The sequence below is a fragment of the Rhizobium sp. LjRoot258 genome (assembly GCF_964254185.1).
Classification (GTDB): Bacteria; Pseudomonadota; Alphaproteobacteria; order Rhizobiales; family Rhizobiaceae; genus Rhizobium.
Window position 1 is genome coordinate 821,560 of sequence record NZ_CAXUST020000001.1, and the last position, 22,795, is coordinate 844,354.

Annotated in this window: 17 protein-coding genes and 1 pseudogene; 7 read left to right on the plus strand and 11 right to left on the minus strand. The window is 60.3% G+C overall.

All coding sequences use genetic code 11. From position 1 onward, the window contains the following. Positions 1 to 40: 40 nt before the first annotated feature. From ACSQ9D_RS04005 to ACSQ9D_RS04015, 3 genes are all read right to left on the minus strand, one after another. Entirely contained in the window at positions 41 to 3,157 is a 3,117-nt protein-coding gene (locus ACSQ9D_RS04005; protein WP_436281243.1) for an efflux RND transporter permease subunit, read from the minus strand. Then, positions 3,154 to 4,437 carry an efflux RND transporter periplasmic adaptor subunit gene (locus tag ACSQ9D_RS04010; RefSeq protein WP_436281244.1) on the minus strand — a complete coding sequence of 428 codons (1,284 nt, stop codon included), beginning with the start codon at positions 4,435 to 4,437 and terminating at the stop codon, positions 3,154 to 3,156. Before ACSQ9D_RS04010 ends, ACSQ9D_RS04005 begins: the two co-directional genes overlap by 4 nt. 211 nt (positions 4,438 to 4,648) lie before the next feature. Beyond that, entirely contained in the window at positions 4,649 to 5,437 is a 789-nt protein-coding gene (locus ACSQ9D_RS04015) for an SDR family oxidoreductase (protein WP_436281245.1), read from the minus strand. A 248-nt stretch (positions 5,438 to 5,685) separates the two neighbouring features. On the opposite strand from ACSQ9D_RS04015, the gene ACSQ9D_RS04020 reads away from it, so the two are divergent. Both ACSQ9D_RS04020 and ACSQ9D_RS04025 read left to right on the plus strand, forming a co-directional pair. Continuing rightward, a complete protein-coding gene (locus tag ACSQ9D_RS04020) occupies positions 5,686 to 7,350 on the plus strand; it encodes a 4Fe-4S dicluster domain-containing protein (RefSeq protein ID WP_436281246.1) in 1,665 nt (554 codons plus the stop codon). 8 nt (positions 7,351 to 7,358) lie between these two features. Then, positions 7,359 to 7,775 (plus strand): annotated as a pseudogene (locus ACSQ9D_RS04025) (GNAT family N-acetyltransferase); the annotation flags it as partial. 170 nt (positions 7,776 to 7,945) lie between these two features. Here the strand turns inward: ACSQ9D_RS04025 and ACSQ9D_RS04030 are convergent. Continuing rightward, positions 7,946 to 8,851 carry a DMT family transporter gene (locus tag ACSQ9D_RS04030; RefSeq protein ID WP_436281247.1) on the minus strand — a complete coding sequence of 302 codons (906 nt, stop codon included), beginning with the start codon at positions 8,849 to 8,851 and terminating at the stop codon, positions 7,946 to 7,948. A gap of 145 nt (positions 8,852 to 8,996) precedes the next feature. On the opposite strand from ACSQ9D_RS04030, the gene ACSQ9D_RS04035 reads away from it, so the two are divergent. After that, positions 8,997 to 9,470 (plus strand): Lrp/AsnC family transcriptional regulator, encoded by a 474-nt coding sequence (locus ACSQ9D_RS04035; protein WP_436281248.1) that lies wholly within the window; start codon positions 8,997 to 8,999, stop codon positions 9,468 to 9,470. 31 nt (positions 9,471 to 9,501) lie between these two features. On the opposite strand, the gene mgtE is transcribed toward ACSQ9D_RS04035, so the two are convergent. Together mgtE and ACSQ9D_RS04045 are read right to left on the minus strand one after the other, a co-directional pair. After that, complete coding sequence (gene mgtE / locus ACSQ9D_RS04040) at positions 9,502 to 10,878, minus strand: magnesium transporter (RefSeq protein WP_037117147.1); 1,377 nt, start codon at positions 10,876 to 10,878, stop codon at positions 9,502 to 9,504. Positions 10,879 to 11,162: 284 nt separating this feature from the next. Next, on the minus strand, positions 11,163 to 12,176 hold the full coding sequence (locus tag ACSQ9D_RS04045; RefSeq protein ID WP_436281249.1) for a zinc-binding alcohol dehydrogenase family protein: 1,014 nt from the start codon (positions 12,174 to 12,176) through the stop codon (positions 11,163 to 11,165). 103 nt (positions 12,177 to 12,279) lie between these two features. Between ACSQ9D_RS04045 and ACSQ9D_RS04050 the strand changes: the two genes are divergently transcribed. Continuing rightward, the gene (locus tag ACSQ9D_RS04050) at positions 12,280 to 12,684 is read left to right on the plus strand and encodes a winged helix-turn-helix transcriptional regulator (protein WP_436281250.1); all 405 of its coding nucleotides are present in this window, start codon (positions 12,280 to 12,282) and stop codon (positions 12,682 to 12,684) included. On the opposite strand, the gene ACSQ9D_RS04055 is transcribed toward ACSQ9D_RS04050, so the two are convergent. Next, positions 12,652 to 13,872 carry an MFS transporter gene (locus ACSQ9D_RS04055; RefSeq protein ID WP_436281251.1) on the minus strand — a complete coding sequence of 407 codons (1,221 nt, stop codon included), beginning with the start codon at positions 13,870 to 13,872 and terminating at the stop codon, positions 12,652 to 12,654. The genes ACSQ9D_RS04050 and ACSQ9D_RS04055 overlap by 33 nt on opposite strands. 309 nt (positions 13,873 to 14,181) lie before the next feature. Here ACSQ9D_RS04055 and ACSQ9D_RS04060 point away from each other — a divergent pair, with 309 nt between their 5' ends. Beyond that, the gene (locus ACSQ9D_RS04060; RefSeq protein WP_436281252.1) at positions 14,182 to 15,126 is read left to right on the plus strand and encodes a diacylglycerol/lipid kinase family protein; all 945 of its coding nucleotides are present in this window, start codon (positions 14,182 to 14,184) and stop codon (positions 15,124 to 15,126) included. Positions 15,127 to 15,222: 96 nt separating this feature from the next. On the opposite strand, the gene ACSQ9D_RS04065 is transcribed toward ACSQ9D_RS04060, so the two are convergent. Beyond that, the gene (locus ACSQ9D_RS04065) at positions 15,223 to 16,605 is read right to left on the minus strand and encodes a glutamine synthetase family protein (RefSeq protein WP_436281253.1); all 1,383 of its coding nucleotides are present in this window, start codon (positions 16,603 to 16,605) and stop codon (positions 15,223 to 15,225) included. 53 nt (positions 16,606 to 16,658) lie between these two features. Between ACSQ9D_RS04065 and ACSQ9D_RS04070 the strand changes: the two genes are divergently transcribed. Further along, on the plus strand, positions 16,659 to 18,026 hold the full coding sequence (locus ACSQ9D_RS04070; protein ID WP_436281254.1) for an aspartate aminotransferase family protein: 1,368 nt from the start codon (positions 16,659 to 16,661) through the stop codon (positions 18,024 to 18,026). Between the two features lie 8 nt (positions 18,027 to 18,034). Here ACSQ9D_RS04070 and ACSQ9D_RS04075 read toward each other — a convergent pair whose 3' ends face one another. Together ACSQ9D_RS04075 and ACSQ9D_RS04080 are read right to left on the minus strand one after the other, a co-directional pair. After that, positions 18,035 to 19,540 carry a glycosyltransferase family 39 protein gene (locus ACSQ9D_RS04075; protein WP_436281255.1) on the minus strand — a complete coding sequence of 502 codons (1,506 nt, stop codon included), beginning with the start codon at positions 19,538 to 19,540 and terminating at the stop codon, positions 18,035 to 18,037. Then, positions 19,533 to 20,549, minus strand: coding sequence for a glycosyltransferase family 2 protein (locus ACSQ9D_RS04080; protein ID WP_436281256.1), 1,017 nt, complete (start codon positions 20,547 to 20,549; stop codon positions 19,533 to 19,535). The genes ACSQ9D_RS04075 and ACSQ9D_RS04080 overlap by 8 nt, the downstream gene beginning before the upstream one ends. A 68-nt stretch (positions 20,550 to 20,617) precedes the next feature. Here ACSQ9D_RS04080 and ACSQ9D_RS04085 point away from each other — a divergent pair, with 68 nt between their 5' ends. Next, positions 20,618 to 21,580 (plus strand): lysylphosphatidylglycerol synthase domain-containing protein, encoded by a 963-nt coding sequence (locus ACSQ9D_RS04085; protein ID WP_436281257.1) that lies wholly within the window; start codon positions 20,618 to 20,620, stop codon positions 21,578 to 21,580. On the opposite strand, the gene ACSQ9D_RS04090 is transcribed toward ACSQ9D_RS04085, so the two are convergent. Then, the gene (locus ACSQ9D_RS04090; RefSeq protein WP_436281258.1) at positions 21,548 to 22,792 is read right to left on the minus strand and encodes an RNA polymerase sigma factor; all 1,245 of its coding nucleotides are present in this window, start codon (positions 22,790 to 22,792) and stop codon (positions 21,548 to 21,550) included. The two genes, ACSQ9D_RS04085 and ACSQ9D_RS04090, sit on opposite strands and share 33 nt — an antisense overlap. Positions 22,793 to 22,795 lie beyond the last annotated feature (3 nt).

The window sequence follows — 22,795 nt, forward strand, 5'->3', positions numbered from 1 at the left end:
AGTGAAAAATGCAGCGGGCGCCATTGGCGCCCGCTGTTTTTCATTCGGCTGCCATTGCCTGAGCCACTTGCTCGTTGTCCTCGGCTTTCTTCCTGCGTCCAAAGCTGAGGAGCCAATCGCTGAGCCTACCCATCTCGACGAAAATCACCGGGGTGATGAACAGTGTCAGCGCTTGCGAAACGACAAGACCGCCGACGACGGCAATGCCGAGCGGCTGGCGAAGTTCCGAGCTTGCCCCAGTCCCAAGAGCGATCGGAAGCGCGCCGAGGAGGGCGCAGAAGGTCGTCATCATGATCGGGCGGAAGCGTCGGACGCAGGCTTCGTGGATCGCTTCCGATGGCGACATGCCATTGCCGGAGCGCAGGTTTTCCAGCGCTACGTCGATCATCATGATCGCGTTCTTCTTGACGATGCCGATCAGCATGAGCAGGCCGATGAGGGCGATGATGGAAAGGTCGAAGCCCATCACTTTCAGCGCCAGCAACGCGCCCAGTGCTGCGGCCGGCAGGCCGGAGAGAATCGTCAATGGGTGGATGAAGCTCTCGTAGAGCACACCGAGCACGACGTAGATCGTCAGCACGGCTGCCAGGATCAGGAGCGGGGTGTTGCCCTGAGACTGCTCGAATATCTGCGCCGTGCCGCCATAGGACGTGAAGACGTCCGCGGGCATGTCGATGTCTTTCTTGATTTGATCGATTGCCGCTGTGGCGTCACCAAGCGCCTCGCCGGCAGGCAGGTTGAAGGAGACCGTCGTCGAGACGAGCTGGCCGGTCTGGTTGATGGTCACCGGCCCGGTCGTGCGCTGAACGGTCGCAAAGTTGGACAGGGGGACCAGGGCGCCACTGTTGGACGCGACGCGGATTTCCTGAAGCTTCTGATCGTCCCATGGCTTGGTGGTGTCGTATTCCACGATCACATCGTAGCTGTCGCCAGTCGACTGGATCTGTGCAGCCGTATATCCCCCAAAGGCTTCCTGCAGGGTCGTCCGCAGCTGTCCGTCGGTAATGCCGAAGGCCGCGGCCTTCTCCGTATCGACGACGATATTGGCCTGCAACGCGTTGTTCTGGGCGTCGGAAGTGACGTCGGTGAAGCGCGGGTCGGCACGCATCACCTGCTGAATCTTGTTGGCCCAAAGGTTCGTCTGATCGGCGCTCAGCGCCTGGACGACGAGTTGGTATTGGCTCGCAGTCTGGCGGCCGCCGAAGCGCAGGCTTTGCTGGGGCGTGATATAGGCCTGCAGGCCGGGGATCTTGCTGATGCTCGCCCGCAACTCCCTCAACGTCTGGTCAAGCGGTGGGCGCTGATCCTTGTCCTTCAATTCGACATACATGGTGCCATTGTTGAGCGGGCTGCGCGCATTGCCGCCAACGATCGACATGACGTGGTTGACGGCAGGGTTTTGCTTCACGAGTTCGGCCGCCTGGTTCTGCAGCGCCTGCATCGCCGGATAGGAGATATCCTGACGAGCGCGCGTCGAGATGTTCAGGCGACCGATATCCTCCGTGGGGAAGAAGCTCGCCGGCAGCGTCATGAACAGATAGATGGTCAATCCGACAGACGCCAAGAACAGCGCAAGAACCGTTGGGCGATGCTTCAAGCACCAGCCGACCGATTTCTCGTACCCCCGGACCGTCCGTTCGAAGCCGGCGTCGAACCAGCGGATAAAGAACGGCGGGCGCTCGTGGCCGCTGCCGAGACGGGACGCGAGCATGGGGGTTACCGTGAGCGACACGATTGCGGAGGCCACGATCGCAATGGCAACGACCATGCCGAACTCGTTGAAGATGCGGCCGACGACGCCACCCATCAACAGGATCGGAATGAACACCGCGATTAGCGACACTGACATCGAGACGATCGTGTAGCTCACTTCGCCGGCACCCTTGATCGCTGCATCGAGAACCGGCATGCCTTCCTCGACATGCCGGAGAATGTTTTCCAGCATGACGATCGCGTCATCGACGACGAGGCCGACCGCAAGTGTCAGGCCAAGCAGCGAGATGTTGTCGATGCTGTATCCCAGCACGTACATCATGCCGAAGGTGGAGATCAGCGACAGCGGCACCGCGAGGCCGGGAATGATCGTCGCCGTCAGATGGCCGGTAAAGAGGTAGATGACCAAGACGACGAGGCCGATCGTCAGGAACAGCGTGAATTTCACGTCGCTGATGGCATCGCGGATCGGCTTGGCCGAATCGTTCATGACCTTCGTCGATACCGATGCCGGAATCTCCGCGTGCAGCCCCGGCAGCTTCGCGTTGATCGCGTCGACCACCTCAACGGTGTTCGCATCGGGCTGACGCTGAATGGCGAGGATGATGCCGCGATTGCCGTCGTACCAACTGCCTGTATAAAGGTTCTCGACGCTATCTTGCACATCAGCAACATCGCCGAGATGGATCGGCGCGCCATTGGGGTTGGCGATCACCAGTGTCCGGAATTCGTCGGCATTGGTACGCTGGGTATTGGCATTGATCGTCATACTCTGCGTGTCGTTCTGCAGAGAGCCGACCGGAACTTGGCTGTTGGCCGCAGCCAGCGCCTGGTTGACCGTGTCTATGCCAATGCCGCGGTTGAGAAGCTTGTTCGGGTCGACCTCGACCCGCACCGCGTAGGTCTGCGCGCCGAATACCGAAACCTCCGCGACACCGGGAAGCGTCGAAAGCGACGGCGAGATGATGTCCTCGGCAATCTCATCGAGCTTGCTGCGGGGCATGGTATCGCTCTGCACGGCAAGCAACATAACGGGTGCGTCGGCAGGATTCGTTTTCCGGTAGCTCGGCGGCGTCGTCATGTTATCCGGCAACTGACGCGTCGCATGCGAGATCGCCGCCTGAACGTCCGCGGCTGCGGCGTCGATGTCACGGTTGAGGTCGAACTGCAGGACGATGCTCGTATTGCCGAGCGAGTTTGTGGCGCTGATTTCGCTGATTCCGGGAATTGTCTGGAACTGCTTGATCAGTGGCGTCGCCACCGAGGTCGCCATTGTCTGCGGCGAGGCACCGGTCAGGGCGGCCGAGACGTTGATCGTCGGGAAGTCCACCTGCGGCAGGGCTGCCACCGGTACCAGCTGATAGCCCGCAAGGCCGGCAAGCACGACGCCGATGGCAAGCAGCGTCGTCGCGACAGGACGTCGGATACAGAAATTCGGTATCATTCTTCCGTGCCCGCTGTGAGGATTTCGGTCTTGTTTGCGGCGTGGTCGGCGGAGGCAACGTTCAATGCCTTATCGTCAAACTGCTCCTTCACCGGCTGCTGGTCGACAAGTTGTGCCTGTCCCTCGATGATGACGTGGTCGCCCTCGGAGAGGCCCTTCGATATGGCGCTGAAGCCACCGTTTGCTCGTGCCACCGTTACGGGCGTCAGCTGAGCCTTGCCGTCGCGCACCACAAAGGCGAAGAAGCCGGCGGCGCCCGGACTGACCGCGACGGTCGGGACGACAACCTGCTGCTCATTGTTGTTGAAGTGGACCACGATGTTGACCGATTGGCCGGGCCAGAGGGCGCCGGACGCGTTCTCAAACTTCGCCTTCGCGAGGATGGTGCCGGACGCCGGATCAACGGTGTTATCGTAGAAGCTGATGTGACCCTGGCGCGGCTTGCCCTTGTCCGATTGGGGAACGGTGCTGACGTCCACTGGTCCTGCGGCGAGGGCAAGCTTCAACTGTCGCAGGTCACGCTCTTGCAGGTGGAACTTCACATAGATCGGATCGTATTTCGCGATCGTTACGATCGCCGAACCGGCATTCAGAAAAGCTCCGGGGCTGACAGCAATATCACCAAGGCGTCCGTCGAAGGGCGCGCGGATATCGGTATGTTCGAGCAAGACCTGATCGGCAGCGAGCGCCGCCTTGTCTGCTTCAACCGTGGCCGATGCTGTGTCGCGCGCTGCCTTTGCCTGATCATAGCTTTGCTGCGTGCCGGCCTTTGAGCTCAGCAAGTCGTTGGCACGTGCCAGCGCAGTTTCGGCCTCTGCCAGGGTGGCCTGGTCGCGGACGACCATGGCGCTGTCCTTGTCGACCGTTGCTTGCGCCGTGCGGGCGTCAAGCTCGGCGATGAGGTCTCCCTGTTTTACGGTGGCGCCGTCCGACGCGAGGATTTTGGTAACGATCCCCTGTTCCTGGGCCGCGATCGTCGTGTTGTCGTCCGCGTCCGCCCAGCCCGAAGCCGTGACGTCTCGGGGCAGGGTGGTCTTCACCGCTGCGACAGTCTTTACCAGCGTCGGCCCGCCGTTGCGGTTCCGGCCCTTGCTGCCGCCCTTCTGGTCACCGGATTTCTGGGATGCATCGCCGGCCGTTTGGTGACTGCCGTCGGCGGCATCAGCCTGCTGCGGCGTCTTAGGTAAAAATTGGGAAAGATAAGGGATGCGTTCCCTATATTGCCATGCGCTAACGCTGGCAGCAGCCATGATGCAGACCGTGACCAAAAGTTTTTTCATGAGCGAGACCGGGTTGGAGCAAATTGCGCGTTAATCCAGGCTCTATTGAACCACGCCTATTACGGCGCAAAAAAGACACAATTGCCCCGCCGACCATCACTAAGTGGTTATAATGGCTTAAATTTCTGTAATGAAAGAATGTGCTGATATGACCTTTCGTAGGCGTCACGAAGGTTCGACCGCACACATTGTCGCAATTTCCCTTTTGCAATCAGACGGATCGGGCCGCGCCGCCATCGCAGCGCACAAGGCTGCCGGTAAGGTAGCTCGCCGGCTGGCTGCAAAGAAAGGCAGCCGTTGCTGCGAACTCTTCCACCGTTCCGTAGCGACCGACGGGAATCGCTGCTTCCTTTGCCGTGCGGATTTCATCGAGGCTTTTGCCGGTGCGCTTGGCGGCGGCGCCGTCGAGATCGTCAAGCCGGCCAGTCAGGATGCTCCCCGGAAGCAGCAGGTTCGAGGTGATTCCAAAGCGCCCGATCTCCGTTGCCATCGTCTTGCTCCAACCAGCGAGGGCAGGGCGCAGCGTGTTTGAAAGGGCTAGATTGGCAATGGGTTCGATAACGCCCGATGATGCGACGGTGAGAATGCGCCCCCAGCCTTGTTCTTTCATGGATGGCAACAGTGCATTGGTGAGCGCAATGACCCGCAGGACCATAGAGAAGAAATAGGTCTCGAGCTTCTCGGGCGTCATGTCCTGCGTCGTTCCCGGCGTCGGGCCGCCGGTATTGTTGACCAGAATATCGATGCCGCCGAACTTGTCGCGCACCGCGGCGGCCACTATTTCCACGAAATTTTCTTCGGAAAGATCGGCCCAGATCCAATCCGCCTTGCCTTTTCCCTCGGCATTGATCGCGCGACAGTTTGCCTCCAGCGTCTCGCCGCTGCGCCCGCAGAGAAGAACATGTGCGCCCTCACGCGCCAAAGCCACCGCGATGCCGTGACCCAATCCCCGCGACGACGCCAAGACGAGTGCGCGCTTGCCTTTGATGCCAAGATCCATGCCATATTCCTCCAGTCGTCCGTCTCTCTATATGGTGGTGCAAGAGCCGATGAAAGTGGCGGACGGCCATTTGTTTAGTGTTTGACGTTTACGTAAACTGCATATAATTCTTTAAGCCAGAAATGTCGTTGCGCGAATTGGGGGATTGGCTGTCGTTTCCCGGCTCGACAATGGCTCCCTGTTTTGACAAGAGATAGTCCCATCACGGGGAAATGTGGCCGCAATGTCGGCCGAGCGGAGATGGATGCATGACTGATACGAGTGAACTGCCCGAACGCGAGAGCATGGAATTCGACGTAGTGATCGTCGGTGGCGGTCCGGCGGGGCTTTCGGCTGCGATCCGTCTGAAGCAGGTCAATCCGGAGCTGTCGGTCGTCGTGCTCGAGAAGGGCGCCGAAGTCGGTGCGCATATCCTTTCCGGTGCCGTCGTGGATCCCATTGGCATCAACCGCCTGCTGCCCGGCTGGCGCGACGAGGCCGACCATCCGTTCAAGACAGAGGTGACGGACGACCACTTCCTGGTGCTCGGCCCGGCAGGCTCCGTACGCTTGCCGAATATCCTGATGCCGCCGCTGATGAGCAATCATGGCAACTATATCGTCTCGCTCGGCAACGTCTGTCGCTGGCTCGCCACCAAGGCAGAAGAACTCGGCGTCGAGATCTATCCGGGCTTTGCCGCAACCGAAGTGCTCTACAATGACGCGGGTGCGGTCATTGGTGTCGCCACCGGCGACATGGGCATCGAGAAGACCGGCGAGCCCGGCCCGAACTACACCCGCGGCATGGAATTAACAGGCAAGTATGTGCTGATTGGCGAAGGCGTGCGCGGCTCGCTTGCCAAGCAGCTGATCGCCAAGTTCGATCTATCCAAGGATCGCGAGCCGCAGAAATTCGGCATCGGCATCAAGGAACTCTGGCAGGTGAAGCCCGAGCACCACAAACAGGGCCTCGTCCAGCACTCCTTCGGCTGGCCGCTCGGCATGAAGACCGGCGGCGGCTCCTTCCTCTATCATCTCGAAGACAATCTGGTCGCCGTCGGCTTCGTCATCCACCTGAACTACAAGAACCCCTATCTCTATCCGTTCGAGGAATTCCAGCGCTTCAAGACGCATCCGGCGATCCGCACCACTTTCGAGGGCGGCAAGCGGCTGTCCTATGGTGCGCGGGCAATCACCGAGGGCGGCTACCAGTCGGTACCGAAGCTTTCCTTCCCCGGCGGCGCGCTGATCGGCTGTTCGGCCGGCTTCGTCAACGTGCCGCGCATCAAGGGCAGCCACAATGCGGTGCTGTCGGGCATGATGGCGGCGGACCGCATTGCTGCCGCGATCGCGGCGGGCCGTGCCAACGACGAGGTCGTCGAGATCGAGACCGACTGGCGCTCAAGCGACATCGGCAAGGATCTGAAGAAGGTGCGCAACGTCAAGCCGCTCTGGTCGAAGTTCGGCACCGCGATCGGCGTCGCGCTCGGCGGTCTCGACATGTGGACGAACCAGCTCTTCGGCCTTTCGCTCTTCGGTACGCTGAAGCATGGCAAGACCGATGCCCAGTCGCTTGAGCCGGCCTCCAAGCACAAGCCGATCGCCTATCCGAAACCCGATGGTGTTCTGACCTTCGACCGTCTCTCCTCGGTGTTCCTGTCGAACACCAACCACGAGGAAGACCAGCCGGTGCATCTCCAGGTGAAGGACATGGCGCTGCAGCTATCGTCCGAGCACGACATCTATGCCGGTCCCTCGACCCGCTACTGTCCGGCCGGCGTTTACGAATGGGTGGAGAAGGATGGCAAGGAGACCTTTGTCATCAACGCCCAGAACTGCGTCCACTGCAAGACCTGCGACATCAAGGACCCCAACCAGAACATCAACTGGGTGCCGCCGCAGGGCGGCGAAGGCCCGGTCTATCCGAATATGTGAGGAGCAGCATGAGCGAGACACCGGCCTGCATCATACGTCAGGCACGTCTCGACGAATTGCCGCGTCTGACCGAGATCGAAATAGATGCCTTCGCAACATTGGCGGAGGCGCTCGGCGTCGTGCGGGAACCGCACGCATTGCCACGTGATGTTTTGCAGCGATCGCTCGATGCGGGCCTCCTGCTTGTGGCCACCGATGACGAGGATCAATCGATCGCCTTTCTCGCGGCTGAGGACATTGAAAGCTCGCTTTACGTGATCGAGTTCGATGTTTGCCAGGCATGGCAGCGCAGAGGAGTCGGAGGGCGCTTGATGCTGGCAGTGATCGACATGGCCCGTGCGGGCGGTTTCTCAAGGGTGACGCTGACGACCGATCGCTATGTGCCCTTCAATGCGCCATTCTATGCTTCTTTGGGCTTCATAGAGCAAGAATCCGAGGCAATGCCGCAGTTTCTGCAGACGAAGCTGGCCTATGAGATCGAGACCGGTATGGATCCTGATCGACGCATCGCGATGGTGCTCGCCTTTGGAGAGGTGTCCCTCCTAAAGGAACGAACCGGCGGAGTGACCACCGGCTCGAAGGGCGCATTGCGAGACTATCTGCGCGATGCAATGCCGGTCGAAAGGGCAACGCCAATCCCGGTGACGACAGCGGCAGCAATCTCCGCAATCCCGATCTCCTCCCCAAGCAGCGCGCCGCCGCCGATGGTCGCCAACACCGGCGTGATTGCCGTAAAGGCGGCAGCCTGCGTCCCGCCCAGCGCATGCACGGCAAGGCCATAGGCGACAGTCGCGGCAAGGCCGGAAAGGATGCCTTGGCTCAATATCTGCAGGCCGAGTTCGGCAAGCGGTGCGCTTGCGATCGAGGTGCCGAAGACGATGGCAAGGCCAACATGGATCAGGAAGGACCAGATGGCGATCAGCGCGCTGGCCTGAACGGCGGTCAAGCCGGAGCGACGGAAGGCGTGCGTGTAGCTTGCCCAGAGAATTGCCCCCATCGGCAGCAGGACGAAGCTGCTCCAGGGCAAGGTCGCACCGGCAAGGCAGCGGACAAGCAGGATGCCGACGCCCGTGACAATCGCGGCCAGGCCGAGCAGCCGTGTGAAGTCCGGTCGTTCACGGAAAACGAAGATGCCGATGAGGGCCGCGGCGAGCGGCATCGAACCGCCGAGCAGGATGCCGGCCGCAGATGCAGGGGTCGAATGAATCGCCGATGTGGTCAGCTGGAAGAAGACGGCTCCTGCACCGGCGACCATTGTAGCGAGCAGACCAAGCGGCACGCCCTTCGGCAGCAAGCCGGTCTTCAGCCAGACGGGCGCCAGCACGAGGGCCGGAATGCCGTAACGGATCAGGCCGATATCGATCGTTCCAAGCTGCGTCGCCGCACTGTGGCGGGTCGCCAAGATCCACGCCGCCCAGATCAGGACCGTGACGACGGCACCCGCATATCCAACAGATGTCGAAGTGGACTTTTCATTGTTTGTGAAGGCAAGGACGCTCATCGATCTCTCCTCTCATGATCGTCCGGAGGCTGTCCGGTTGAGAGAAGAATAGGCGGAAACGCCGAGGCATGTCCTTGCTATCTATGCTGTCAGAATATTATTATGAGCAATTATCTGCCAAAATGCCAAAAGGATTTTACCGATCATGCCAAATCTGGATAATTTCGATCTGGCCATATTGAAATGCTTGCAGGAGGATGCGCGCGCAACCAACGTGGAGATTGCCCAGAAGGTCAATCTGTCGCCGTCGCCCTGCCTGCGTCGAATCCGCAACCTCGAAAAGACCGGCGTCATCCGCGGCTACCGCGCGGACATCGACCGCAAGGAAGTCGGTCTCGGCTTGACTGTTTTTGTCGAACTCAAGGTCGCCCATCACAGCCGCGAAAATGCGCAAGCGCAGGAGGCGGCGTTGCTCGCCATTCCCGAGGTGGTCTCGTGTTTCCTGATATCCGGAACGGCGGACTTCCTGGCCGAGGTCGTGGTCGAGGACCTTGCAGCCTATGAGCGGCTACTGACGGACACGTTGCTGACCTTGCCGAATGTCAGCGATATCCGCTCGAACTTCGCCATCCGCAGCATGAAAACCCATGGAGCGTTGAAGCTGCCTGGGCCGAAATAAAAACGGGGCGGATCAGGCCCCGTTTTCATGCTTAGAGTAGCGTCCCGCTGAGGATCAGCACCGCGACCGAGAAGTAGATCACCAGTCCGCTCACGTCGACAAGAGTTGCGACGAACGGTGCGGAAGCACTGGCCGGATCGAGCCGCAGCTTCTGCAGGATGAAAGGCAGCATTGAGCCGGAGATCGAACCAAAGGTCACGATGCCGATCAGCGCGGTAAAGATCGTGAAACCGACCAAGACCCAGTGCTCACCATAGTCAAAGAGACCAATATTCTGCCAGAGCGCGATGCGGGCGAAGCCGACGAGGCCGAGGATCGAGCCCAGCACCATGCCCGTCGGCAGTTCACGCAAAAGAACACGCCACCAGTCGGAGAGCTTGAGTTCACCGAGCGCCAGCGCCCGGATGATCAGCGACGTTGCCTGCGAACCGCTATTGCCGCCCGAGCTCATGATCAGCGGCACGAATAGCGTCAGCACGATCGCCTTTTCCAACTCGCCTTCGAAATGCTGCATGGCGCTTGCCGTCAGCATTTCGCCGAGGAAGAGGGCGCAGAGCCAGCCTGCACGCTTGCGGATCATGCCGGTAAAGCCGATTTTCATATACGGCTTGCCGAGTGCTTCCATGCCGCCGAACTTATGGGCGTCTTCGGTCTGATCGGCAATCATCGTGTCGATAACGTCGTCGACCGTGACGATGCCGAGCATATGGCCGTCCTCGCTGACGACAGGCAGGGCTAGCAGATTGTGCTTGCGGATCAGCCGGGCAACATCTTCCTGTGTCATCAGCGGATCGGCACGCACAACCCCTTCCTTCTGCGCAACCGTGAGAACGGATTCGCCGGGATCGCCGGTGATCAGACGACGCAGCGTAACGACGCTCGTCAAGACGTGGCTCACCGCGTCGAGAACATAGATGGCATACACCGTCTCGCGGGAACGCTCGACCTTACGCACATGCTCAAGCGTCTGCTCGACCGTCCAGGTGTCGGGCACGCTGACGAACTCCGTCGTCATGATGCTGCCGGCCGTGCGGGGCGGATAGCCCATCAGGTGCTGGACGGCAAGGCATGTCGTACGGTCAAGCCGCGAGAAAAGGTGCGCGCGGGCTTCCTCGTTCATTTCCTGAAAGAGGTCCGCAACGCGGTCGTTCGCCGTGGCGTTCAGCAGGCGTGCGCCGTGCTCGACCGGCATTTCAGCGATGATCGCTGCGGCATTGTGCAGCTCAGGGCGGCCGAGAATACGGACGGCCTTCTGCTGCGGCAGCGTTACCAGGATTGCTGCAGCTTCGGGGATTTCGAGTGCGTTCAGCCGTTCGACACGCTCGGCCGTGGTGATGGCGCCGAGGTGGTCGTTGCTGAAGAAACGAGCGGCATGGCCCGCCCGCAGTGGGAAGCGATTGATGTTCATAGGCTCGCCTTTCCGTCGATCCGCCGTAGCGTCCGACGGGCGAGCCCGACAGGAGTCGGTCAGCGCACGAGGGCCGCGTACGGCAAAGGCAATCGACTGCTACTGTCGCTTGGCATCGTGATGATGGCTCCGTTGATATCCGCGGAAAACGGACGTAATCCGCGTATGGCTGTAGGTGGTCTCAATTGGCAGAAAAGTCAAGCGCTTGAGGCTCTTGGTGCCAGAATGCCGCACCTTCCGGCGCGGCATTCTGGTCGATCAGTGGTTCGGAATTGCTAGAGGCTCTAGAAGCCCTCGAGAACCAGCTTTCCTTTCGTCCGACCGCTTTCGATCATCACGTGCGCCTTCTTCAGATTGGCAGCGTTGATCGTGCCCAGCGTCTCGCTGAGCGTCGTGCGGATCTCTCCGGCATCGACGAGTTCGGCAACCTTGTTGAGCAACTTGTGCTGTTCGATCATGTCGGGCGTGCCAAAGAGCGGTCGCGTGAACATCAGCTCCCAATGGATGGACGCGGCCTTGCGCTTGAACGGCACGATGTCGAGCGTCTTCGGATCGTCGATCAGCGCGAATCGGCCCTGCGGCGCAATCGCCTCGACGATCTCCTTGATGTGCTGATCGGTATTGGTCGTCGAGAAGACAAAGCCAGGGGGGCCAAGGCCAAGGGCCGCCACCTGCGCTGCGATCGGTTGCGAATGGTCGACGACGTGATGGGCGCCAAGCTGCTTGATCCATTCGCTCGTTTCGGGCCGGGATGCCGTTGCAATGACCATCAGGTCCGTCAGGGCACGTGCGATCTGGATCGCGACCGATCCGACGCCTCCAGCGCCGCCGATGATAAGGATTGCCGGTGCGGCCCCCGGCACCGGATCTTGTACTCTCAGCCGGTCAAAAAGCGCCTCGTAAGCCGTGATCGACGTCAGAGGCAAGGCCGCAGCTGAGGCGAAGTCGAGCGTCTTCGGTTTGCGTCCAACAATCCGCTCGTCGACTAGGTGGAATTCGGCATTGGAACCGGGGCGATTGATCACGCCGGAGTAGAAGACTTCATCGCCGGCTTTGAAGAGCGTGACCTCCGGGCCGACCGCCTTGACGACACCCGCGGCGTCCCATCCGAGCACTTTGAATTCATCAGCAGCAGGCGCAACGCCAGCGCGCACCTTCACGTCGACCGGATTGACGGATACCGCCTTGATCTCGACCAGCAAGTCATGACCCTTCGCTTCCGGGATCGGCAGATCGACGTCGATCAGAGATGTTTCGGCGGAGATGGGCTGAGGAACCTTGTAGGCGACGGCGCGCATGGGAAACTCCTGTGTTCGTTGCACAGAGGCTAGATGCGTCTTATGCTCGACAAGCACAAGAATGCACAAATTCTGTACGTAGTACCAAAAAGGATACCGTCAAATGTCGCTCCCTCGTGCCAAGCTGACCCGCAACTTTCCGGGTTGCCCCGTCGAAGCGACGTTGAATTTCCTGGACGGAAAATGGAAGGGCGTGATCCTATTCCATCTGATGGGCGGGACGCTGCGCTTCAACGAACTGCGTCGTAAGCTGCCCTCGGTGACGCAACGGATGCTGACGAAGCAGTTGCGTGAGCTGGAGGAATCGGGACTCGTCTCGCGGACGGTCTTCCCTGTCGTGCCGCCGCGTGTCGATTATGCGTTGACACCGCTCGGCATAACGCTGAAGCCTGTGATCAATGCGCTCGCCGCCTGGGGCGAGGAGAATGTCTTCTGCCTCCCGCAGGGGCGCCACCTTCGCGACGTCTCGGCCGCCTCAGGCGCTCCGGCTGCGGCGATCGAGGCCTAGAGACGCCGCAAACACAAAGATACCGATGAACGACAGGATCGCGCCGACGTAGCCGGTGGCAGCGAAGCCATAACCCTGTGCAATGACCAGGCCACCGAGCCAGGCACCAAGCGCATTCGCGATATTGAAGGCGGAATGGTGCGACGCGGCAGCAAGTGTCTGCGCATCGGCGGCGACATCCATGAGACGGGTCTGGACTGCAGGACCCGCGGCAAAGCCGCAACCGATGCAGAATACACAAAGGGCCAGCATGAAGGGATTGGCGGCCGTCAGGGAGAACAGCGTCAGCACGACGATGTTGAAGACAAGGGAGCCGCCGATCGTTCCCATCAGCGACTTGTCGGCGAACCAGGAGCCGACGACATTGCCGACGTTCATGCCGATGCCGAAGATGATCAGCATCACGGCGACCATGCTGTCCGGCAGCATCGCCACCTGCGTCGTGGTTGGCGCGATGTAGCTGAACATGGCAAACATGCCGCCGAAGCCGACGGATGCCGTCGCAAGCGTCAGGAGCACTTGTGGGCGCTTGAAGGCGCCGAGCTCCCGCCTGAAGCTTGCACCCTCGGCAACACGGTCGCGGGGCACGTAATACCAGATCAGAGCAACCGTCAGAAGGCCGATGATGCCGACGATCGTAAAGGCAAGGCGCCAGTTGAGCGACTGCCCGAACACGGTGGCGAGCGGCGTCCCGAGCAAAGTCGCGACCGTCAACCCGAGCATGACGCGGCCGACGGCGCGAGCGCGTTTGTGCATCGGCACCATGGATGCAGCGACGATTGCGGCGACACCGAAGTAGGCTCCATGCGGCAGGCCCGTTATGAAGCGCATCACCGTGAAGCTCTCGAAGGTTGGGGCCATCGCGCTCAAGATGTTGCCGATGGCAAAGATGCCCATGACGAGCAGGAGCAGCGAGCGGCGCGCCATCTTTGCGGCAAGCACCGCAATGATGGGTGCGCCGACAACGACGCCGAGTGCATAGGCGCTGATTACGTAGCCTGCCTGCGGAGTTGTCACCGAGAACGTATCGGCCACATTGGGCAGAAGACCCATGATCGCGAACTCGCCGGTGCCTATACCAAAGCCGCCGCAGGCAAGCGCCAGCTGCACCAGCGCAATCGCCACCGGCGATGGGGCTTCGACCACAGAGCTTGTGTCAATGGAATCGTTTACGGCGACCTGGCTCAAGAGGCACTCCTTGGCATTCGATGCTTGACGTACGGGACGGGGGCGAGAGGCGTAACCAGTAGGCCGAGAAATGAAGGGAGATGGAGACGATGCCCCACACCCCATCTATCAACGATAGCTGCTGGAGGTCGAGTGCGTTTTCTGCAGTGCAGCGTCCCTCATATGCATACGTGCCTTGCAAATTTGGTGGCCCTGCCGCCGCTCCCGAGGTTCGCGAAAGGCGTTTCAGCTTGAAATCGCGGGTGCAAGAACCATCTCTTAGCAGCGCGGGACAGGCCGTCGCCTCTTGCCGCGGATAACAGGAACCATATGAAACTTATTGGCTTTTTCAATCGCGATGGCGGGACGTTCAGAACCACCGATATGGAAGCCTATGAAAACCGGGCCGAAGCGGTCTTCAGGGAGGCAGGCCACGATTTCAATGCAATCGTCTTCTCCGGCAAGGAGATCGTTCCTGCCATGGAGCGGGCGGCCCGCCGTGACGATATCGATGGCATCGTCGCCGGCGGCGGCGACGGGACGATCTCGGCGGCTGCGTCCATAGCTTGGAAGAACGGTATTGCACTTGGCGTCGTGCCGGCCGGTACAATGAACCTTTTCGCCCGTTCCTTGCGCGTTCCCCTCGACATCTGGCAGGCGCTTGAGACACTCGCTTTTGGCGAAGTCGATCACGTCGATATAGCCAGCGCCAACGGCCGGCCGTTCATTCATCAATTCTCGGCCGGGCTTCATGCGCGCATGGTTCGCTATCGAAATTCCTACACATACCGCTCGCGTCTCGGAAAGATCGGAGCAAGCGCGCGTGCCGCCTTCGGTGTCGTGCTCAATCCGCCCGAATTCGAGGTCGACTTTGAAGCCGCGGGCGTTTACGAGCGCCGTCGCGTTTCCGCAGTCTCGGTTTCGAACAACCCTTTCGGCCAGAATGCCTTGCTTTATGCAGACAGCCTCACCGGCGGCGAACTGGGCTTCTATACCGCCAAGCCGCTGAAACCGCTCGGCGTCGCACGCCTGGCGATCGACCTCTTGAGAGGCAAGGTGAGGGAGAATGCGGACGTGATGATCATGCATCCGGCGCAAGTGCATTTGCACTTTCCGAAGCTGCATTCAAAGGCGAATTGCGTGATGGATGGCGAGTTGCGTCCGCTGGAGCGGGACGTTGCGTTGAAATTGCATCCCGGCGAACTCAAGGTTTTGGTCCAGCAAGGACTTGCGGCGCAGATTGACGAAGCCGAGCGGCGCGACGTCGCTCCCTAGCAATCCAGGCGCTGCCATGTCGCGGGATTTCCGGGTCCGATCAGGCGCACGTCAGCATGGTCTCATCGTCGAGCATTGATCGACGATAGGTGGAGACTACAGGCGCGGCAGGTACGTGCGGTAGTCGAAGTCCGAGACTGTGCGTAGGTAGGTGATGGCTTCCTTGCGCTTCGTGTCGCCGTAGAGCTTCTGGTAGCGCTTTCCGAATGTGTCTGCGATGAACGGGGAGGCGCTGAAAGCGTCGACCGCCGTCAGGAAATCATGCGTCAGTTGCGTCGTGTCTTCAGGTGTGTGTGACGGTGTCGTCTCCTCGCCGGGATCGAGCTCGGAATCAATGCCGAGCAGCATGCCCCCGAGAATGGCAGCAAGCAGCAGATAGGGGTTTGCGTCGGCTCCGGCCACGCGGTGTTCAACGCGAGCGGCCGGGCCATTCAGATCGGGTATGCGCACAGCTGTGCCACGGTGACCGTAGCCCCAGGTCAGGTCGACGGGGGCGAACGAGCCGGGCTGGAAGCGGCGATAGGAGTTAGCGAACGGCGCGAAGACGAGTTGCGCATCCCGCATGGTTTGAAGCAGGCCGGCGCAGACAGATTTCAGCTTTCGCGGTTCGTCGCCTTTTGCATCGAGAATATTGTTTCCATCCTTGTCGATGACGCTGGCGTGCACGTGAAGGCCCGAACCGGCATGATCGGAGTAGGGTTTGGCCATGCAGGTCGACTTCAGTCCGTGCTTGCGCGCCGCCTGTTCCACAATACGCTTCAGATAGATGCAGTCGTCGGCGGCGGCGAGGGCGTCGGGGCGATGCAGCAAGTTGATCTCGAACTGTCCGGGGCCGAATTCCGCCGTCGTCGCATCTGCCGGTAGCCCTTGCGCCTTCGCATAGGCGCGCACGGTCTGCAGATAGTTATCGAGCGCATCGACCGCGCTCATGTCATAGAGCTGGAAGCCGTTCGGCTCGCCGCGATAAGTGAGATTGACAGGCGGCGAAGGCCGGCCGGTCTCGCGCCAATCCGGTTCGACGACATAGAATTCGAGTTCGGTCGCGACGACTGGCGTCAGGCCGCGCGCTTCATACCGCTTCAGCACGGATGCAAGGATAGCTCGGGGATCCATGAAGCTCGGCGTGCCATCGAACTCGTGCATGGTTGCAAGCACTTGCATCGAACCCTCGGGCGCCCATGGCATCGGAGCCAGGCTGCGCTCGTCCGGAATGCAATTGCCATCGGGATCGCCGACGGAAAGCGAAAGGCCGGTGATGTCGTCGTTGTCGTCCCCCCAAATATCGAGCGACTGTGTCGAGGAGGGCAGGCGCACTTCGCCGGCCCAGATTTTCTTTTGGGCGTGTAGCGGAATCTGCTTCCCGCGCAGGTCGCCATTCATGCCAACGAGCAGAAGCTCGACGCGCGGGTTGCCGCTCGCTGCTGTGCCGTGAAGCTTGTCGTCTGCCATGATCTTGAAAATCCCCGCGGAGAAGGCCAAGGTCGTAGCCTATTGGGAAGTGGCTTTCAATCTCCGAAGGTGATTTGCAAATTATGTCCGATACTTACGCGCGCTCCAATCTCGCCGCCATCGACGCGGCACACCACCTCCACCCGTTCTCCGACATGGGGAAGCTGAATGCTGACGGCACCCGTATCATTCAGCGTGGCGAGGGCGTCTACATCTGGGACAGTCAGGGCAAGCGGTATCTGGACGGCTTTGCCGGGCTGTGGTGCGTCAACGTTGGCTATGGGCGCAAGGAGATTGCCGACGCCGTTGCCCGGCAGATGAATGAGCTGCCCTATTACAATACCTTCTTCGGCACGACGACGACACCGGCCACGCTCCTTGCGGAGAAGGTCACCTCCCATGCAGGGCCACGTTTCAACCACGTCTTTTTCACCGGTTCCGGCTCCGAGGCAAACGACACATGGTTCCGTATGGCGCGCGTCTATTGGAGCGCCCTCGGCAAGCCCTCGAAGAAGATCGTGATCGCCCGGAAAAACGGTTACCACGGCTCGACGGTTGCCGGCGCCAGCCTCGGCGGCATGAAGTATATGCACGAGCAGGGCGACCTGCCGATACCGGGCATCGTGCACATCGGACAACCTTACTGGTACGGCGAGGGCGGTGAGTTGTCTCCGGCCGAGTTCGGTCTGAAGGTCGCACGTGAATTGGAGGCCAAGATCGACGAACTCGGCGAAGAGAATGTCTCGGCGTTCGTGGCGGAGCCGATTCAGGGGGCCGCGGGTGTCATCATCCCGCCCGCAACCTACTGGCCGGAGATCGCCCGCATCTGCAAGTCCCGCAACATCCTGCTTGTCTGCGATGAGGTCATCTGCGGCTTCGGCCGTCTCGGGGAATGGTTCGGCCATCAGTACTACGGCGTCGAACCAGATCTTGCACCGATAGCCAAAGGGCTTTCATCGGGCTACCTCCCGATCGGTGGTGTGCTCGTCAGCGACCGCATCGCTGACGTTCTGATCAACGAGGTCGGGGACTTCAATCACGGCTTTACTTACTCCGGTCACCCCGTTTGCGCCGCCGCAGCGCTCGAAAATCTCCGTATCATCGAGGACGAAAAGCTCGTCGAACGCGTTCGTGACGACATCGGTCCGTACTTTGGTAAGGTCTGGGGCGCGCTTGGCGAACACGATCTCGTTGGAGAGGCTGTGAGCGTCGGCCTCATGGGCGCGCTTCAATTGAGTGCCGACAAGGCAAGCCGCACGCGCTTCGAAAAGCCGGATGCGGTCGGCGCGCTGGTGCGCAATAACGCTCTCGCAAACGGACTTGTCCTGCGCGCTACTGGAGATCGGATGCTGGCTTCACCGCCACTTGTCATTACACACGAGGAGGTGGATGAGATGGCGCGTATCGCAAGGATCGCACTTGATGCTGCATGGAAAGAACTGCGGAACTAGACCTGCGACTAGCTTAGCAAGCGTGGATAGATCCATGCGTAGCTGAAGAGACGCTGGTCTTGCGCTCGCCCGCGAACATACCCGACGCTCATGTGTTTCACCGCCACGGCAGAGTATTGCGGGCCGAGATTTTTCTGTACCCATGCATCCAAATCCGGCTGCAAAGCCGAACCCTCTTGGGAGGTAAGCCAAACGGCCAAGATTGGCTTCTCAGCACTCCACTCGTAGTCGACCTTCAGATTACCGAAAAACGTGCATAGTGTCGGAACGTCGGGCAATTGTAGACGCATGTTGCCGGACACGACCCAGCCATCGGTTAACACGAGCCCCGGGCGCTTGCCTTCCTCGGCAAGAATCTTGCTGACGAACTCCTCGTAAGGCGCATTGTAGGCCTCCGGTCGGCCGAAAAGCGTCGGCACGTTCGCGCGTACGAAGACCAGCGACGGCGCAACGATCATCACGGCAAGCGGCACGACAAAGAAGCGCTTCGCGAAATCCTCGGCTCGAATCCCGCGCGCCTGCATCTTCAGGCAAAATGCGATCGGCATCAGGAACAGGAAGGGTAGCACCCATCGGTCGCGCATGGATGTTATGCCGATGGCGAAAACCAGCAGCAGAACCTGCAGGCCAATCGCCAGGAATATGGTGTCGAAAAAGTGAGCCCAGACGGTTGTCGGCCTCAGATTGCGGAGAAACTTCTTGCCGAATATGATCGCATAAACTGCGACGAGAGGCGCGATGATCACGAGGATCTGCCCGAAGAATTCGGTCGGCCCCTTGATCAGTTTCGCGAATGCGCCGCTTGGCGCTTCTTGCGCCATTGTGTTCAGTGTGCGGGTTGCCGCTAGGCTGACATTGTCGAGGAGCCAAAGGCCATGCGGTAGAAAAATCACGACCGCAATAGCCAATGACATCAGGAAGCGTCGGTCGAGCAACCGCTTCAGGCCCTCCGGATGCAGGAGCACCGCAACAAGTGCCCCAGACACGACGAGGGTAAAATTGTACTTCGACAGCATGCCGAGGCCGAGCGTCACGCCGATCATCACGTAGGAGAACAGCGAAGGCGCCTTCAGCGTCTTGATGATGCTGTAGATAAACAGGTTGATCATCAGCATCTGGGCGACCGTATGGGTCAGGTCCCTTTGTGCTTGCCAGAAAACCTGTGGAATCGTGAACAGCGACAGCGTCGCGATGGCAGCAAACAACCGGTCATCGAGTACAAGTTTTGCGAGCTTGTAGTAGCTCAGGAAAAGAAGAAAAAGGACCAGATTCTTGGCTGCGGCAATCGTTGCGATCGACAGTCCGACGACGGACACGACCATCGCCTGGAACCAGTTGTAGAGCGGCGGCTGGGTGTCATAGCCGGCCACAAGCCATTGCGAGAAGAACGCCTGCTGGGATTCATCCACTCGCAAACCGTTCGGCACGAGCAGGCGAACGACAAAGGCGACGACAAAATATGTCGCCAGCAGTAGGACAACGGTGTCCGGCTTGCGAGCCAGCAGATTACGCATTCTCACTTCCGTCGAAGACTTGGCGGACGATATAGTTCGGCGAGGTATCGTCACGGTAGTAGGTGCGGGCGATCATCTCGGCGAGAATGCCGGTCGTGATCAGTTGGACCGAGGAAAGCATAAAGACGATGCCGACCATCAGCATCGGGCGGGTGCCGATATCGTTGCCCAAGATGAACTTGTCGACGAACAGATACAACATGATCAGCGCGGAGATTGCACCGAGACCAAGGCCGAGCGAGCCGAAAAAGTGGCCGGGCCGTGCCTTGTAGCGCATGAAGAACATGACCGAGAGCAGATCAAGGATGACACGGAAGGTGCGCGAAATGCCGTACTTCGACTGTCCGTGCTGACGGGCATGGTGGGTGACGACCATCTCGCCGATGCGCGAGCTCGGCACGACGCCGGCGACCCAGGCCGGGATGAAGCGGTGCATTTCGCCCATCAGCTTTACCTGCTTGATGATCGAGGCACGGTAGATTTTCAGGCTGCAGCCATAGTCGTGCAGCTTCACGCCGGTAATGCGCCCGATCAGGTAGTTGGCGCACCACGACGGGATCTTGCGCAGCAACAGACCGTCCTGACGGTTCCTGCGCCAGCCCACCAGAAGATCGAGCTGGCGGCGCTCGAGTTCGGCAACCATGGACGGAATATCTTTCGGGTCGTTCTGTAAGTCGCCGTCCATCGTGGCGATCAACCGCCCTGTCGCGGCGTCGATGCCTGCCTGCATCGCGGCGGTCTGGCCGAAGTTGCGCTGCAGTTCGACAATCCTCAAGACAAGTCCCTCACGGCCGATATGCTTGCGTGCATTTGCCAGCGTCGCGTCCGTGCTGCCATCGTCGATCAGGATAAGCTCCCAGGGGTCGGGATAACCTGCCATGGCCAAGCAGATACGATCGATGAGTGGGCCGACGCTCTCTTCCTCGTTGAAGACAGGCACTACCAGCGACAATTCGACCGGCCGCATCGCTTCCACGAGGCCTTGACGCGAGTCTACCGTTGTCTGCACGTTCGATTTCTCCTACAAGGCGCCGGCCACAGGCGGCTTTCGCCGCGATAGTCAGGAAAGCCTACTATATGAAGTTTCCGGTTGTTGCCAGCCGACAATCTTGGTTTATCCGCAATCGGATGACGCTGCTGACGATCGTAATCGTGGCTGTTTATGCGCTTTTCATCCAGTGGTTCTGGGGCTGGCCGGTCATTCTCGGGCAATGGGCTGAAGTGGGTGCAATCCCGGTTATTGGCGCCCTGATTTTGCTCACTAGCACCTACTTTCTCAGGACCTGGCGCATCTACGACTACTTTCCGCGCGAGACCGCCGGTCGCTTCAAGGTGCTCTTCCGCGTTACGCAGATCCACAACCTCCTGAACATCATGCTGCCGTTTCGAACCGGGGAGACCAGCTTTCCGGTCTTGATGCGTACCGAGTTCGGTATCCCGCTGGCGCGCGGCACGTCTGCGCTGCTCGTTATGCGCCTGCTCGATCTACACGCCTTGCTGGCTGCCGCCGGTATAGGCTTTGCGATCGCGTCACAGTACAAGATCGTCGCATGGGTTGTCTGGACGGCTTTCCTGTCACTGCCTGTAGTCGCTTTTGCGCTCAGGCAACCCTTGTTGCGGCTGGCCAGCAGGCTTCTACCGGCCAAGGCGCAGAAGCTTGTGGTCGAGATCGAGAGAGGACTCCCAGTTGATGCGGCGGCCTTCACGCGCGCCTGGGCGATGACGGTCATCAACTGGCTCGTCAAGGTTCTCGTGCTCGCCTGGGCGCTCAGCCTCATGGGTGTTTTGCCGATGGCTGCAAGCTTCGGCGGGGCGCTTGGCGGCGAACTCTCCTCGGTGCTTCCGGTGCATGCGCCGGGTGGCGTGGGTACTTATCCGGCCGGTATAGCCGCCGGTGCCATGGCTCTTGGCGCATCGAGCGAAAAGACGGCCCTTGCTGTTTTGGCACAGGCAAGCATCAATGCGCACCTGCTGATCATCGTTTCGGCCCTGACAGGCACGGCAATCTCACTGCCGCTCGGCCGCCGTCGAAAGCTCTGAGATTCGTTTGCTTAGAAATGCCCGCTCCGGCGCCTGCTGGCACAGCCGCAAGGCTGCCTCGTAGGCCGCAATCGCATCTGCCTTCCGCCCCAGCTGCCGCAGGAAATCGGCGCGGGCCGAATGCGCAAGATGGTAGCTTTCTAGTTCTCCCGTCTGCAGGATCGCGTCAACGAGTTGCAATCCCGTTTCCGCTCCCTCCACCATCGCCACCGCGACTGCTCTATTGAGCTCGGCAATCGGCGACGACTGAGCGGAAAGCAAGAGATCGTAGTAACCGACGATGCGCCGCCAGTCCGTTTCCACTGGCGTCTCAGCCCGCGCATGCTCCGCGGCGATGGCTGCCTGTAGCGTGTAGACACCAACCTCACCATTCCGCATGGCCTCGTCGAGGCGTCCAAGGCCTTCGCTAATCTTTTCACCATCCCAAAGCCTGCGATCCTGATCGGCAAGTAGAATGAGACCTCCCTCCGGGCTTCGCCTGGCGACGCGACGCGAGTCCTGCAGAAGGAGGAGGGCAAGCAGTCCCGAGACGTCAGGATGCGGCAGGAGGCGCGCGAGCAGCCGTGTGAGCCGGATCGCTTCCGAGGTCAGATCCGCGCGGGTCACCTCTTTGCCGGAAGAGGCGGAATAGCCCTCGTTGAAGACCAGGTAGATGACATGCAGCACCCGGTCGAGCCGCTCCGGCAATTCGTGGCGCTCAGGGACCTCATAGGGAATTTTCGCTGTGCGGATCTTGTTCTTCGCACGCACGATACGTTGTGCCACAGTCGGAGCGGGGACAAGAAACGCGTGAGCGATCTCCTCCGTCGTAAGCCCGCATATCTCCCGGAGCGCCATCGCCATCTGCGCATCAGCCGGTATGACCGGATGGCAGCATGTGAAGATTAGCCGGAGCATGTCATCTTCGATCAAGTCCACGTCGCCGATCTCCGTTTCGTCGAAAGAGCCGTAGAGACTTTCCTCGATGTCCTTCACCGACATATCGAACCGCGACCGGCGCCTGATGTGATCGATCGCACGAAATCGTCCGGCGGAAACGAGCCAGCCGAAGGCATTGGCCGGAACGCCATCGCGTGGCCATGTCCTCGCCGCGGCGGCAAATGCGTCATGCAGGGCTTCTTCGGCCCTGTCGAAGTCGCCGAGGAGACGGATGAGCGTCGCAAGCACCCGGCGAGACTGCGATCTGTAGATATCCTCGATCAGGCGTTCCAAAAC

Coding starts and splice junctions, on each gene's coding strand:
- ACSQ9D_RS04005 (WP_436281243.1), bottom strand. CDS start 3,157: ATGATACCGAATTTCTGTATCCGACGTCCTGTCGCGACGACGCTGCTT.
- ACSQ9D_RS04010 (WP_436281244.1), bottom strand. CDS start 4,437: ATGAAAAAACTTTTGGTCACGGTCTGCATCATGGCTGCTGCCAGCGTT.
- ACSQ9D_RS04015 (WP_436281245.1), bottom strand. CDS start 5,437: ATGGATCTTGGCATCAAAGGCAAGCGCGCACTCGTCTTGGCGTCGTCG.
- ACSQ9D_RS04020 (WP_436281246.1), top strand. CDS start 5,686: ATGACTGATACGAGTGAACTGCCCGAACGCGAGAGCATGGAATTCGAC.
- ACSQ9D_RS04030 (WP_436281247.1), bottom strand. CDS start 8,851: ATGAGCGTCCTTGCCTTCACAAACAATGAAAAGTCCACTTCGACATCT.
- ACSQ9D_RS04035 (WP_436281248.1), top strand. CDS start 8,997: ATGCCAAATCTGGATAATTTCGATCTGGCCATATTGAAATGCTTGCAG.
- mgtE (WP_037117147.1), bottom strand. CDS start 10,878: ATGAACATCAATCGCTTCCCACTGCGGGCGGGCCATGCCGCTCGTTTC.
- ACSQ9D_RS04045 (WP_436281249.1), bottom strand. CDS start 12,176: ATGCGCGCCGTCGCCTACAAGGTTCCTCAGCCCATCTCCGCCGAAACA.
- ACSQ9D_RS04050 (WP_436281250.1), top strand. CDS start 12,280: ATGTCGCTCCCTCGTGCCAAGCTGACCCGCAACTTTCCGGGTTGCCCC.
- ACSQ9D_RS04060 (WP_436281252.1), top strand. CDS start 14,182: ATGAAACTTATTGGCTTTTTCAATCGCGATGGCGGGACGTTCAGAACC.
- ACSQ9D_RS04070 (WP_436281254.1), top strand. CDS start 16,659: ATGTCCGATACTTACGCGCGCTCCAATCTCGCCGCCATCGACGCGGCA.
- ACSQ9D_RS04075 (WP_436281255.1), bottom strand. CDS start 19,540: ATGCGTAATCTGCTGGCTCGCAAGCCGGACACCGTTGTCCTACTGCTG.
- ACSQ9D_RS04085 (WP_436281257.1), top strand. CDS start 20,618: ATGAAGTTTCCGGTTGTTGCCAGCCGACAATCTTGGTTTATCCGCAAT.